Below are 14233 nucleotides of genomic sequence, written 5' to 3'. Positions count from 1 at the left end.
ACCTCCATTTGAACTTAAAACAAACATTTAAAATCGACTAATATTAAATACATTTCTGTATATTAATGTCGTAATTTTAACAAAAACAGTATTATAAATGCCCTTTGAATACTGTATAGACACAAATCCCCTAGTTAGTTAATAAAAGCAATTTGACAATTTTTACGCCTAGCAGCCTGTCGGACTTCTGAAAAGATATATTGCGTATCAAGCCGATCAAATCACGTCAACATGTACATGTAATGATGAGTTTAGTCGTCTTTACAGAGCACCAAGTAATTAGCGAGTAGAAATCACCTTATCTGTATAAAAAAGAGTGCCTGAGAGCCTTTTTAGGCTCCAATAAAGAATTTTTTATCGAACGGCGACAGGCCATTGCCTTTTGTGAGTTTAAATATTCTTTTGAGGTTATAAGCGATGCTGAGTAAGTCCCACTCGAGGTTAACTTTTTCAATACCTCGCAGGAAAAATTGCCTGAACCCGAGCACTTCTTTAATTATACCAAAGGCTGGTTCCACTGTTTGTTTACGCAGCTTATAACATTCTCTCCCTCGTGTAGTTTGAAGCTTTTGGCGCATAGCTTCTTTTGGAGTTAAACCTTGAGGTGAGTATTCTAGGTCATCTCTCTTTTCTAAGTCTGCGACTGTTCGCCCGTGAGGCGTACGTTCTACATCACAATAAACTTCAGTGTTTTGGGTTTCATCGCTTTCGATTTTTGTAACAGCTCCCTCGGAGTAATAACCACTATCAGCCAAGAGTTCACTGACTTCTCTGATGGAGGAATCTATGCTATTCAAGGCTGGATCAAGCTGTAGTTTGTCATTGGGATCATTTGTTACATAGGCACCGAGAATCAACATGCTACCTTCAATATCTACCGCCGCTTGAGCGTATAGCATGCTGAAACTGATGAAGATGTCTTCATATACGACTTCTTCATCGTGAAATTTACTGCGCTTTATCGTCAGGTATATCTTGAGGAGGCTTGGGTTCACGTCCACGAGGTTTTCCGCGTTATCACGAATAGTTTGTCGTGTTTTTGTTTCTGTTCATACTCTTCTTGCTTTGCTTTCATCTTTCGGAATGACGCTCTTCGATGATTTTTCTCGCATCTTTGAGTTTAGCTATACGGGTTTCGCGTCGAGTGATTTCTTCTGGTATGCTCAAGCCTTCTTCAAGTGGTTTAGAGTCGGCCTGTTCAGCTTTTTGAGTTAACGCATCAACTTCTGCGCTAAGCAACTCAAGTAACTCACCTGATTTCTTATACGACACGGCCGAATGCTTACTTGCATTGGCCTTAATCTTTGTGCCATCTACGCTTACTCCACCCAATTTCTTAAGAACTTTTAATTCCGAAGCTAATTCTAAAACTTGAATAAATGCTTCTTTGAAAGCGACTCCATTTTCTCTGCGAAATTTACAGATAGTATCATGATCGGGATGTAAATCTGCTGCTATGTAGCGCACGGCTAGATCTGAATAAGTAGCGCATTCTATTTCTCGTGAGGAAAAACGACCCGTTGCATAACAATAGATCAATATTGAAAGCATTAAGTGAGGATGGAATTGATCGGAACCACTGCCTGTTGGATTTGTCTTGAATTTATCGACTGGCACAAGGTCCACTGCATCAATTATAAAGTGGACTATATGATCTTCGGGTATCCAGTCATTCAGACTTGGAGGTAGTAACAAAGGAGTATTTCTATCAAAGTATTTGAACCGGGATGACATAAAATAAACCTACTTGAATTAGCATTTATTCAAAATACTCCAGCTTCCTCTAATTTCACTTCTCGAGTCAGGATAAGTCCGACAGGCTGCTAGTTCATTACTCGTTAAAAAATTCATATATAAGCCTAAAAACCAACACTTAAATTATCTTAATTCATGTATATATAGTTAGAGGTAATAGAGTCAGCAGGAAATTAATATTCTGCAGCGATCGTGATCAATCATATCTTAAATTACCACGAAAACAGCTTGTTTATCATCAGACACTCTACACTAGTAGCTAAGATCTTAGACAATTATTCACAATCATCCCATAAATTTCTGAATTAGCTCATATCGCTTAATGTTTGTGCGTGTTAGCTATTATTTTCGTTGAAGGGGTTTGACGGTTTTAATTAAAACTGGACTTAATCAAACACATGCTGTCCCATAGAATGCCTTATCAAAGTTTGGTAGATACGCTTGATCTGGAACGGCTTTGATCTTTGGCGGATCACTGGCTGTCCCACAAGTTTTTAAAAGTGAAGACAAATCGAAATAGCTCCATAACACTCCCCGTATTAAAGTCGTAATTCTTGAGAAGGAATGTGGCCATTGAGATCTGAAAGCTAGAAACCTTAGTAAAACATAGGTAAGCAGAGCAGTCCAAACTTGCCATTGAATTGCATTTTTGTTATGTCCTAAAAAATCAGCTAACTTCAAGTTTTGTTTTAATTGCTTAAAAAAAACTTCAATGCCCCATCGCGATTGATAAATAGAAGCGATAGAGCTTGGTGCCCACTGTAAATTATTGCTTAGAAATTTCAGGACCTTCATTTTTCCATCAATCTCAACATTAGCGGCAACCAAACGGAGTATTTTGGGATAATGTTTTTCGGTATTCACACCATTCAGTTTAATGAGTTGATCTGATATAATATTACTTTTAGAGGATCGTTCCTCGATTATATCATAAGTCATATTGTCTTTAGAACGGGTCACCCAATTGACTCCCCGGATATCAAGATGATAAAGGTGTTTGAAATCGACATAAGCTTTATCGAACACAACGATTTCACCGTCTTTAATAGTAGCACACATCTCCTTGGCTTCTGTTGAATCGTGAGTATTAGCTTCTTTAACAATTGCATAGGAAGGTAAAAAGGTCTGAAGGTTTAATTGCATATGACATTTAGCCGCAGCTTTGCGGCGACGATGTTTAGCCCAGTTCAAACAATGCGCTACTAACTGAATTGTCGTAGAATCAACCGCATATACGGCTCTTTTGAAACGTTTTGGGAAGTTTGAATTCTGTTTATCTAAACCAAAGCTAGGAAGTTGAGACTGCAGTGAATTTAAAACTTCCCAAAACAAATCTTCCGCCATTGCTGCATCCCGTGTTCGGTTGGCATTAGAGAAAGTGTTTCTTTTGGGTGCTGTCGCACCTCTAATCTGAAATAATGCACTGGAGTGATAATGTAAACCATCACATACATCATTTAAACTTAAAGCATGAGAGAGCTGAGTATATAATAAACTTACGACGTGACTCCACGAACTAAATTTTCGGGTCTTTATTCCATGCTTCTTAGCAAGTTTATTGACTATGTGAGGTGGAATTAATTGGCAGATCTGTTTTAAGGTCGATAAATTACTCTTGTTTGGCTTCATTGTAGTTCCTTTATTTGTGGTAATCTAAAGTACTCAATGAAGTCAGACTTACTTTCAGTTAGTCCAAATTATAATTTCTTATGGGATGACTGTGACAATTATTCACTAATCATACCGCTTATTGTCTTTCGTTTATTTCTTAGTAAACTTTATGCTTCCACGCTACTAATGAGCACTACTTAGTCTTTAACCTGAATCCGTGAGCTGTTTCTGAAAAAACACCGTAAAAACAAGAAAACCTGTTGGTTTACAGTAATTTAAGTTACCACACCAAAATCACCCAACAGGTTTCTTCATGAATAAAGCATTTAAACTCGCTACTGGCAATGATTCTCTTCACAGTTTTGGTGGAATATATCTCGCCGGTCAAGTACTCCATCAAAGTGAAATAGATCAAACATTCAATACAGAGCATAAAGCAAATCATACCTTTCAGGATATAGATATCTTTAAGTCACAAATAGGTTTGCTGGATGCACTCCGACAGGTAGCTCTCGAGGACTATTAAAAAATAGCTTAAATATCCGTATGTCAATAAAAAACCCCGCCTAAAATGCTATATTGTAGTCTCTTACAAAAACAAATAGCAGGCGGAATTCATGATAAACGATACTCTTTCTCCCGAATATTTCATTGAGGAACTACAGCAAACTGTTGGGATTTTAAGCGGTCCTCTGAAGATTGCGGGACAAATCATACTTCTCCCTGAATTTGAAGCAATCAAAAAGTCGATTGAAGTTGATCAACTTCAGCTGAGTAAAGATAGAGCGGCCGCTAGAAATCGCGATTTTAAAAATAGTAACACACGAAATAATCCACCAGCGAAACTGGTGGTGGCTCTGTTTATTGCCCGTCACTTTTATGATAATTGTTACGGTGAACGAGGCTATAGTATGTTATGTGAGAATAGTTCCTTGCAACAGTTTATTGGGCGTTTGGGCATAGGAAGTTTCCCTTCACGAAATACGATCCATGAACAAATTGTTGCTCTTTCTGAGCATACGCTTAAGCTTTTTCATCAAACTATTTTGAAATGCGTTAAGGAGTGTGGACTAGATGATTTTTCAGCAGTGATTATTGATTCCACAGCCATTAAGGCCGATTCAGCATGGCCTGTCGATAGTCAACTACTAAAGAACCTTAGGGTAGTGTCCCAAATTTTCTGTAAATTCTGCTATTGCTCTACTTTAAGAGTTATGAATAGCTTCCGAGACTTCGCGAGAATGGGAACTTTCTCGTCGGAGCGAAATTGAGGAAGTTGTTTGTAACTCGGGGTAAAGAAGATGCAGAGTGGTGTTGTACCAAAACAACCCACAAGGAATTATTATGCACCACTCTACACAAGAAAACAGTAGCGTCTTATTAGAAATGATCCAACAAGTTACAGAAAACGGCGAAAGCGGAATGCTTGAAGCGATGAGAGTTTTATTAAATGAAGCGATGAAAGTGGAGAGAAGTAATTCTCTTGAAGCTGATCCATATGAACGTAATGAAAGTCGCTTGGGTTATGCTAATGGCTATAAAAATAAAACTGTAAACACTCGACTTGGAGCAATGAAGCTTAATATCCCTCAAGTCAGAGGTGAAATTGATTTTTATCCAAGTTCTTTGGAGAAAGGCTTGCGAAGTGAACGAGCTTTAATGACAGCTATGGCAGAGAGTTATATTCAGGGGACATCGACTAGAAAGGTGACTAAACTTTTAGAGAAAATGTGTGGTCTATCTGTAAGTAAATCACAGGTATCCCGTGTGGTAACTGAGCTAGATGAGAGTTTAGAAAAGTGGCGCAACCGTCCTTTAGGTAAATATTCTTATCTTTTGGTGGATGCGAGATACGAGAAGGTTAGAGTAGATAAGACTGTTCGAGATTGTGCTTTACTTATTGCCTATGGAATAGATGAATCAGGAAAACGTTCAGTCCTCGGAACAAGTGTTTCTTTAAGTGAAGCGGAAGTTCATTGGAGGAACTTTTTTCTGTCATTGAATGCTCGAGGACTCCATGGCCTCAAGATGATTACCAGTGATAGTCATTCGGGCCTAAAAGCAGCGTTAAAGACTGTATTTGGTTCTATCCCATGGCAGAGATGTCAATTTCACTTACAGCAAAATGCTGGTGCTTATGTCCCTAAGAAAGCTATGCGCTCAGAAGTAGCTCAAGATATTAGAGATATCTTTAATGCACCTTCAAAGCTTGAGGCTGAAAGGCTTTTAAAGCTTACTTGCTTAAAGTATGAAGAAAAGGCTTCACATTTATCTGAATGGATGGAATCTGCACTTCCTGAAGGCTTTTCTGTATTCGATCTCGAGCGTTCTTGTTGGACAAAACTGAGAACGACCAATATGGTTGAAAGACAGAATCGAGAAATTCTCAGGCGAACTAGAACCGTATCTATATTCCCAAATGAAGCTTCACTTCTTAGATTAGCATCCGCTATTCTTATGGAATTAGATGAAACCTGGATAGCTACAAAAAGAGTTTATCTATCTGTTTAACTAAAATTGGTCAACACCAATTTACAGAAACAACGGGACTCTATCAACCTTAGTTGTAAAATTATGAAAAACATCCATGAAGTCCATGATCAGCTTCCGTGTGTTGAGCGTAGGAAAACTCCTCTCAAGCGCCTACAGAATTACTGTGATGACATGAGTAAATTAAACTTCGAAATTTCGATGTTCAAAGGAAAGAAAGGAGCAAAGAAAATGAGGCGAAACTCTTATACACAAGAGCTTTTGCCTAGATGTCGAAAATTCATAACTCGCTTGGAGAAGGTGCTTCCTAAAATCAAACAACACTGTGGCAGTATAAATGCTCTGACTATTGATGAATCACTATCCCGTTTCACAGATAAGGTTTTGATGGTTGAACATCGCTTCAATATGGCTCCAGAGGACTACGATACGAAGACGGCACGGAAAATATACAGCATGAGTGATGACGATGCGGCCTTTATCAAAAAAGGCGGTCGTGAAACCGTGTTTGGTTACCGACCAAATTTTGCCTTTAGCGCCAATGGTTTCCTGACATCTTTTACTCTAGAATCTGGAAACACCAGTGATAGTAAGGCCTTTACGAATTGCCTTGTGGAAAATGAAAAGATGACCGGCGAGACGGCTATGATGATCAGTGTTAACGACGGGTATAGCTCGGCCGCGAATTTGGATTACGCCCTAGAAAAGGGGGCGGAATTAGTCAGTATCAGTGGTTCAAAGGGAAAGAAGCTCCTTGGAGAAGCAATTTATGAGACTGAAAACTACCAGCTGGCAAGAAATATCCGATCTATTTCTGAAGCTGGAATTTCAAAGCTGAAGAATTACCATAACCTTGAGAGATTTACAGTTTGTGGTTTAAAGAGGGTTCGTCAAGAAACGCTAATAAGTGCCATAGGGTTCAATTTAGAGAAGCTCTGCCAGCTACTGTGTCAAATAGAGATCAGTGTCGCTGCATAAATGTCGGAGTGCATCTTGCTGGCTCAAGGTCGTGAGCGCTACACAGACATAAATCAGTTTCGTGAAAATGAAGTCTTTAGCAAATCGCTTGGATTAAATAGTGTGCCCTCAGAGGAACGACTTCGCCAACGCCTGGAAACGATGCCATCCAAGCATAAAAGCCTTTTGAAGCAAGCGAATACAAAGCTTCTTAAAAAGCAGTCGGTAGGTCAAATTTCAAAAGGTGGCATGGATTTCATTCCACTTGATATGGACGTTTCACCCATGGATAATTCCGGTAGTCAAAAAGAGCATGTATGCTGGACATACAAAAACCACGATGGTTTTTCTCCCATGTTTGCTTATATCGGAACTCAGGGTTTTATGCTCAATCAGGAATTACGACCAGGATCACAGCACGCACAGAAAGGAATGCCGCAGTTTTTAGACGAGAGTTTTACTATGGTCAAAGAACTTAATCTTAATCACCCAGTTCTACTTCGCTTAGATTCTGCTCATGATGCTGAAATTAACTTTGATCACCTACCAGAAGACCACTACTTTTTGATAAAACGAAACCTTCGAAAAGAAGATAAAGTTCAGTGGCTTGCTAATGCGCGACGCCTTGGCCGTCAACTCAAATCGCGTGATGGCAAGAATATATTGGTGGGAGAAGTTCATCATAAGTCTCCGGGCAACAATGAAAAACGTAGCGCGATTCCTTTAATCTTTAAGGTTACAGAGCGATTGGAAGATCAAGACGGCAATAAGCTCTTAATACCTGAGATAGAAGTTGAAACATATTGGACAAACCTCCCTTTAGAAGCTGAAGATGTAATTGATCTCTACCATGATCACGGAACCAGCGAACAGTATCATAGCGAACTCAAAACCGATATGAATGTGGAACGCCTACCTTCGGGCAAATTCGTGGCAAACCAGTTTTTTCTGCACTGCGCCATGCTCGCCTTTAATATTCTCAGAGTTATCGGTACTCACCTAATCAAGAATAAACCGTTGGTTCCTGTAAAAATTAAAGGCCAACGACGACGTTTACGTTGCGTGATACGGGATCTAATTTTGATAGCCTGTAAGCACGTAAAACATTCAGGAGACGAGTTCCTTAAATTTGGACGACATTGCCCTTGGTTTAAACTCTATCAAAAAATTTCTTTTAGTCTTTAAAGCTGCCCAAATATCACTCTCAGGAAGTTCTGATTACAGAGCTTTTACTTCCCTGTACTCAAATTACGGCAATTTGTCTTGGTGCACGCTAGTTTTTGAGGTTTCCGTGGTCCATATACATCACTGTCATCATAAGGTATAGAAATTTTTCATAATACAGGCTTAAATACTCCTCAAATTAACCAATTACAGCTTTTTGAGGTAGTTCACAAATCTTTGTCACGAATTCAGGTTAGTGTGTACTTTCCTTTTGGCATAACTGCATTCCTTATTAGGCTTTGTTTATAAAATAATTTAAAAAAATAATACAGTACACTGTATAAATAATATTTTATTTAGGCAACAGGCCGTCTTTTCAAATGCCCCAAATTAATGATTTCTTAATATTAGATTGAACACAAACGGCATTCTAATTATTTAAAATACTGATTTAAAACAACCCCCCACCCTTAACTGCTTTTTTCGCGTCGACCAACAACACCAAGATCCCAAACCAAGGCTTTAATCACTGAAAAATGAATTAAACATTTCATAAAAAAAAATATGGTCATTACTCTAAATAAGATTATTGTACATTTTAGATAAAAACACATCGAAATCTAATAAAATATAACGACACAAAAGGCACCTAACTTTATGCATATAAAAAAAATTCTTATCACTGGTGTAGCAGGATTCATTGGCTTTCATCTAGCCAAAAAATTAATTGAACTAGATTTTGAGGTAGTCGGAATCGACAATTTAAACGATTATTATGATGTCAACTTAAAACTAAGCAGACTTCAAGAACTCGGGATTGCAAAAAAACAGCACACCAGCACAAAACACCGAAACTTCACGTTCAAAAAAATCGCATTACAAGACAAAGACAGCCTCGATAAATTATTCAGAGATGAAGATTTCGATGCCGTATGCAACCTCGCAGCTCAGGCCGGAGTTCGATACAGTATAGAAAACCCAAATGAATACATTCAAAGCAACCTAGTTGGCTTTGGCAATCTTCTTGAAGCCTGCAGACACTTCAACATCAAACATTTAGTCTACGCTAGCAGCTCATCATTTTATGGGCTAAACAGCCTCAGCCCCTTTTCTGAATCTCACACAACTGATCACCCCGTCAGCCTCTATGCAGCCACTAAGAAATCAAACGAAATGATGGCACATAGTTACTCACACCTCTACGACCTGCCAACGACCGGCCTACGTTTCTTCACAGTCTATGGCCCCTGGGGTCGCCCGGACATGGCACTTTTCTTGTTTACTGATGCCATATTAAATAACAGAGAAATTAAAGTTTTTAATAATGGGGAAATGTCACGCGACTTCACCTATATCGACGACATCGTCGATGGAATTTATAAAGCCCTACTTTCACCGCCAAAAAGAACTCAAGAAGATAAGTTGCGCACAGATAACTCATCCGCACCCTATGAGCTTTACAACATAGGTAATAATAGCCCCGTCCCCCTCATGGACTTCATCAGGGCTATCGAAAAATCCACTGGTATAGAAGCTAAAAAGAATTACATGCCACTTCAGCCAGGCGATGTGGTTTCGACGCACGCTGATTGCACAAAAATTATCCAAAATTTGCATTATTCACCTTCCACAAGCCTCCAAAAAGGTGTAGATCAATTTGTTCAATGGTACAAAAATTATTATAATTACTAGGCTTATGAAAGTATTATTTTTAGTTCAGGAACAACAAAGATCAATTTTTGACACATGGTATGAAGCCATAGCAAATGGTCTCGATGAATGTGACCTCGTACGCGTTAATTCAGATGAACAAAAGAGGCTTAAAAAATTTGTTAAAAGTAGGAATATCGACTTTTCTACCTATGATCGAGTCATCTTATTCCTTCGATACAAAAAAATGATGCGACAAGTCAATTACATCCAGAGCATTCCGAATTTAGTTATCATTGAACTCGATGCTTTCCAAAATTACTGTGAAAGTAAATACAATGGACGCTTTACCAAATACTTTAATCAAATCCCATGGGCTCGAGTTCTTTGTACAGGGAAAGGCCACACACAAACCCTCTGTGACGAGGGTTTTGATGTCCATTTTGTCGGCAAAGCCTATGACCATAAACTCCTCAAGAACCTCAAGCTAAACCGCGATATCGAACTCGGATTTTTAGGAAGCCTGCAAACGGGAGTTTATAAACACAGAAAGCAATTCCTAGAAGATCTCGCTAAAAAAGAAGAGGTCCTCATTCATCGTACAAGTTCTGGCGAAGAGTACCTACAGATGCTCAATCGCATCAAATTCTTTATTAGTGCCGACATACCTTTCAAAGAATACATGATTAAAAACTTTGAAGCCATGGCTTGTGGCTGCGTTCTCTTTACTTGGAATAATGGCGAAGTCGAAAATCAACAACTTGGTTTTGTCGATATGGAAAATGTCGTTTTATACAAGGACATGGATGAATTAATTGAGAAAATCAATATCCTTAGAAATAATGAAAAATTATCTAAAATTATCGCCGAGAACGGCCAGAAACTCGTCGAAGACAATCATACTTGGCAAGATTCAGCCAACAAAATTATCGAAGCGCTACAAGCCCCCTTAAGAACTAAAGTTCAAAAGAAGCATTGCCTTGGCCTCTTCTCCACTTATCAAGTAAAAAACAACTAAACGATTTTAATGCTCAAAATTAAACACACATTCCTTAAGTGGCGCCTAAAAAACAAATGGCGTAAGCGACTTAAACGAAAATCTATCATAACGCTAAGAATAGAGAACCTCAATCAATTCTTTAAATACCTTGACGATCGTAAGATTCGCTATAGCTCATTGCGCTGGCCCGAATCTGTTCCCTACGACATTGATTTAGCTCTATATAGCAACAAGGAAATTGATGAGACATTTGGTGACATCGATCTTTTACTCGAACTAAAGGATGTAATGACTTTACTCGACATCTGTAGTGTCAGAAAAAAAGGTATTAAAATCGATTTATATTCCTTATATGGATCTAAAGGCATGCATATGCGAGGTCTCCCCTATTTCCCCCCAAACAAGGGCTTGGAATTACTCTCCAACTCATCAAAAGAACAAGGGTTTTCATGCCCTTCTGGTCTCCTCTACATAAAATCACTTGTCTATCATCTAACTTATCAAAAAGCTTTAGAATCGGGCATACCATCTGGAGTAAAAGGTATCGCCACTAAGCAAAAACCAAAAAAAGACTACCTCCAACTCCTAAAAGATGAGTCAAAAAAGAACAAGGTTCAGCTCCCTGATGAAATAAATCTACAAAGCCTCCATCATTGGCTACAAGAACACTCCTGGTCGATCCCTTTAGATTTACTCCCCCGTTGGCCTAAAAAATCCCTGTTTATATCTAAACTGAAAGCCGATTTTTTCGTGAAATATGAGCAACTTGACAAGCAATATCCCTATATAATCGTCTACGTTCTTCGCGGAGACTTAAGCAAATTCCCAGCTGAGCAGCAGCTTATCGAGCAAAAACTTTCGAGTAAGTTTGAATTAATTGAAGCAGGGGAATTAAGCCCCCAGCAACAAGAACGAGCCATGGCTAATTTAAGAGGCGGGAATTGGCTTTCTATCAAAACACATAAAATCTTAAAACCCTACAAATACCTTGTTTATTACGATAAATCCCCAGAGCTCGAAATCGATCCAGTATTAAAATCGAAACATCCAGAAATTGTTAATAATAATATCTTCATAAAACATGAAATAAGAAAAAGCATTAAGCTAAATACTGGTATTGATAATGCCATTCACAGCAGTGATAATGCTACAGAGGCTTTTTACATGTACGAATATTTAAGCAGTCAATCAACTGAGTCTTTAACAGAATCTATAGATGCATTAAAAAATGAATAAACTCTGGCATGACCTGAAGCAATTAGCTAAGCATGAACATCGTAGTTTTTCCCGTTCTACTTTATCTTTTTCAGACGAGCTTTCAATTAATCAGATATCAAAGATTATACAAGAGGCAAAATTACTGGGTTGTGACGTCAGCTCAAAAAATCTATCTGATGTCTTTATTTTCAATGATTTTGTAGTAAAATACGAACGAAAACGTTTTAAGCGTCGATTTAAAGAAAGTAAACTAAACCTCAACAATCCCTCCAAAGGTAACGAAGGTTTTTTTGGTGAAGTTTACAATACTTTAGTCGCCAAAAACCAAGAATTGCCCAGCCACGATGTCTTGGCTCTTCAATTCAATCATCTCTCTTTAAAAAGTGTTATAATTTACAGAAAATCACTCTACAAATCAGCCATTGAATATATAAAAGAGAATCCCAGTAATATTGAAAAAATATTACATAACACTTTTGATTTTATGTATGACTCTTTAAACTCTAAAATATATCACGGCGACACCAACACCAGCAACATTTTCCTAGCACCTGACTTTAAATCTGGGCATTTCATTGACCTTGAGTTAGCAGTCCCCCTAAGGTATAATCAGGAAAAAGCTCTATGTATTCAAATTTCAAATATGCGAAATCGGCTATTAGTTGATCTAATTAGTGAAGAAGATTTTCAAAATGTCACTACACAATATTTAAACAACAAATTTGATAAGCAAGAATTAATAGCGCTTTTTAATCATTACTATAAATTAAAGCTCAATAGCGAAGAACGCTTCAAGAAAATTCGCCTTATAACTAATAAAGGTAGCTCCAAGCTCACTATATAGCAATATGATTATTTTAGCATTTCAATGTAATTAAAAGCTTCTTGGACACTTAAATCTAACTCTAAATCAGTCTTGTCTAAACAATCACTTTTAAATTTATCGCTATAATGCTTTTTCCAATTAGTACTTATGCCTTTGTAGTGTAAAAAATAGGCTTGACTCGGATCGACCGCGGGGATTTTCACATTATTCTTAGAAAGAAAACGTGTAAAACCACTTCTTTGCTTATTGAAGTAATGTACACTCATAAGCCCTTCTAAGGCACTATCAAAGACATATTTATACGCAGAACCATGCACATGCTTCTCGCGATAGACATAGTCCTTGAATGAGCTTTCTTGCGGTAGACTTGGATCATAATTCACCACATAACTATCAAAACGCATATAAGGTGATGAAAGAATTTTTTTCTTAAATTCATCACTCTTACAAACGAGTAATTCATCTATGTCAAAATTAAAAATCTTGCATTCACCACCAAATTTTAATTTAAAATGATTGAGCGCTCCCATCTGGGCATATTTATTGGCATGCTTGTAAAAAATACCATAGGGAAAAGGCCAATCAATAACTTTGGCCAATCCAGCTAATTCATCTTTTAAGGGGGTAGGATAAGTAGACGCATTATCATAAATGACAATATTTTTTACACCAAACTCATTAGTGTAATATGAAATCCAATCCTTAATCCATTGCACATTATTATCTTTTTGGATACAAATGAGTGTTGGTCCTTTAGGCCTATCAATCGCTTCCAAGTTTACCGAATAAATCTGATTTCCAATGTGAATTTCATATTGGCATGGAAACTGTAGCTCGTCAGCTAATTTGGCTTCCAAAACAGCTATTTTCTTTTCATTAAATTTATATTTAAAAGGGATTATTTTGTTCCCAACTTTCAATGTAATGGGAGAGAACTCAGCTTCTAAGTTAAGTAAGGGTGGCCCAATCGCGATAATTTTCTGAATCTGATACAACGGATCACCCCGTGAGTCTCTATGCCGCCACTAAGAAATCAAACGAAATGATGGCACATAGTTACTCACACCTCTACGACCTGCCAACGACCGGCCTACGTTTCTTCACAGTCTATGGCCCCTGGGGTCGCCCGGATATGGCACTTTTCTTGTTTACTGATGCCATATTAAATAACAGAGAAATTAAAGTTTTTAATAATGGGGAAATGTCACGCGACTTCACTTATATCGACGATATCGTCGATGGCATTTACAAAGCCCTCATCTCCCCTCCTAAAAGAAGGCAGCTAGAAAAACTGAGTACTGATAGCTCTTCTGCACCTTACGAAATTTATAACATAGGCAATAATAGCCCCGTACCGCTGATGAATTTCATTAAGGCCATTGAGAACGCTACTGGCAAAGAAGCCAAAAAGAACTTTTTGCCACTTCAGCCAGGGGATGTGGTTTCGACGCACGCTGATTGCACAAAAATTATCCAAAATTTGCATTATTCACCTTCCACAAGCCTCCAAACAGGTGTAGATCAATTAGTCCAATGGTATAAACAACATTATAAGAAGTAAG

General features: G+C 38.0%; 8 protein-coding genes and 5 pseudogenes. 10 read left to right on the top strand and 3 right to left on the bottom strand.

Translation table 11 applies throughout. The features are described 5' to 3' along the window. Positions 1-332: 332 nt before the first annotated feature. Together LNTAR_RS26610 and LNTAR_RS10175 are read right to left on the bottom strand one after the other, a co-directional pair. A pseudogene (locus tag LNTAR_RS26610) lies at positions 333-1734 on the bottom strand (transposase). A gap of 411 nt (positions 1735-2145) precedes the next feature. Continuing rightward, a complete protein-coding gene (locus tag LNTAR_RS10175; RefSeq protein ID WP_007278610.1) occupies positions 2146-3384 on the bottom strand; it encodes an IS4 family transposase in 1239 nt (412 codons plus the stop codon). Positions 3385-3679: 295 nt separating this feature from the next. On the opposite strand from LNTAR_RS10175, the pseudogene LNTAR_RS10170 reads away from it, so the two are divergent. From LNTAR_RS10170 to LNTAR_RS10130, 9 genes and pseudogenes are all read left to right on the top strand, one after another. Further along, positions 3680-3856: pseudogene (locus LNTAR_RS10170) on the top strand (IS1380 family transposase); the annotation flags it as partial. A gap of 130 nt (positions 3857-3986) precedes the next feature. Then, positions 3987-4526, top strand: a pseudogene (locus LNTAR_RS10165) (ISNCY-like element ISLar6 family transposase); the annotation flags it as partial. A gap of 184 nt (positions 4527-4710) precedes the next feature. Continuing rightward, positions 4711-5877: an IS256 family transposase gene (locus LNTAR_RS10160; RefSeq protein ID WP_007277098.1), complete on the top strand. Its 1167-nt coding sequence runs from the start codon at positions 4711-4713 to the stop codon at positions 5875-5877. Positions 5878-5922: 45 nt separating this feature from the next. Beyond that, positions 5923-6834 (top strand): annotated as a pseudogene (locus LNTAR_RS10155) (transposase); the annotation flags it as partial. Between the two features lie 3 nt (positions 6835-6837). After that, positions 6838-7998, top strand: a pseudogene (locus LNTAR_RS10150) (IS1380 family transposase); the annotation flags it as partial. Between the two features lie 636 nt (positions 7999-8634). After that, the gene (locus tag LNTAR_RS10145) at positions 8635-9669 is read left to right on the top strand and encodes an NAD-dependent epimerase (RefSeq protein WP_007278605.1); all 1035 of its coding nucleotides are present in this window, start codon (positions 8635-8637) and stop codon (positions 9667-9669) included. A gap of 4 nt (positions 9670-9673) precedes the next feature. Then, a complete protein-coding gene (locus LNTAR_RS10140; protein WP_052607315.1) occupies positions 9674-10645 on the top strand; it encodes a glycosyltransferase family protein in 972 nt (323 codons plus the stop codon). Between the two features lie 9 nt (positions 10646-10654). Next, the gene (locus LNTAR_RS10135; protein ID WP_007278603.1) at positions 10655-11863 is read left to right on the top strand and encodes a hypothetical protein; all 1209 of its coding nucleotides are present in this window, start codon (positions 10655-10657) and stop codon (positions 11861-11863) included. Then, positions 11856-12689, top strand: a complete 834-nt coding sequence (locus LNTAR_RS10130; RefSeq protein WP_007278602.1) for a BUD32 family EKC/KEOPS complex subunit — start codon at positions 11856-11858, stop codon at positions 12687-12689. Before LNTAR_RS10135 ends, LNTAR_RS10130 begins: the two co-directional genes overlap by 8 nt. A gap of 8 nt (positions 12690-12697) precedes the next feature. Here LNTAR_RS10130 and LNTAR_RS10125 read toward each other — a convergent pair whose 3' ends face one another. Next, complete coding sequence (locus tag LNTAR_RS10125) at positions 12698-13666, bottom strand: glycosyltransferase family protein (RefSeq protein ID WP_007278601.1); 969 nt, start codon at positions 13664-13666, stop codon at positions 12698-12700. Positions 13667-13677: 11 nt separating this feature from the next. Between LNTAR_RS10125 and LNTAR_RS10120 the strand changes: the two genes are divergently transcribed. After that, on the top strand, positions 13678-14232 hold the full coding sequence (locus LNTAR_RS10120) for an NAD-dependent epimerase/dehydratase family protein (RefSeq protein WP_007278600.1): 555 nt from the start codon (positions 13678-13680) through the stop codon (positions 14230-14232). Position 14233: the final 1 nt, after the last annotated feature.

Source organism: Lentisphaera araneosa HTCC2155 (assembly GCF_000170755.1).
Classification (GTDB): domain Bacteria; phylum Verrucomicrobiota; class Lentisphaeria; order Lentisphaerales; family Lentisphaeraceae; genus Lentisphaera; species Lentisphaera araneosa.
This window is presented reverse-complemented; position numbering and strand designations above follow the sequence as displayed.

What these genes read in the sequence shown, in the direction of transcription:
- LNTAR_RS10175 (WP_007278610.1), bottom strand. Translation starts at nt 3,384, where the DNA reads ATGAAGCCAAACAAGAGTAATTTATCGACCTTAAAACAGATCTGCCAA.
- LNTAR_RS10160 (WP_007277098.1), top strand. Translation starts at nt 4,711, where the DNA reads ATGCACCACTCTACACAAGAAAACAGTAGCGTCTTATTAGAAATGATC.
- LNTAR_RS10145 (WP_007278605.1), top strand. Translation starts at nt 8,635, where the DNA reads ATGCATATAAAAAAAATTCTTATCACTGGTGTAGCAGGATTCATTGGC.
- LNTAR_RS10140 (WP_052607315.1), top strand. Translation starts at nt 9,674, where the DNA reads ATGAAAGTATTATTTTTAGTTCAGGAACAACAAAGATCAATTTTTGAC.
- LNTAR_RS10135 (WP_007278603.1), top strand. Translation starts at nt 10,655, where the DNA reads ATGCTCAAAATTAAACACACATTCCTTAAGTGGCGCCTAAAAAACAAA.
- LNTAR_RS10130 (WP_007278602.1), top strand. Translation starts at nt 11,856, where the DNA reads ATGAATAAACTCTGGCATGACCTGAAGCAATTAGCTAAGCATGAACAT.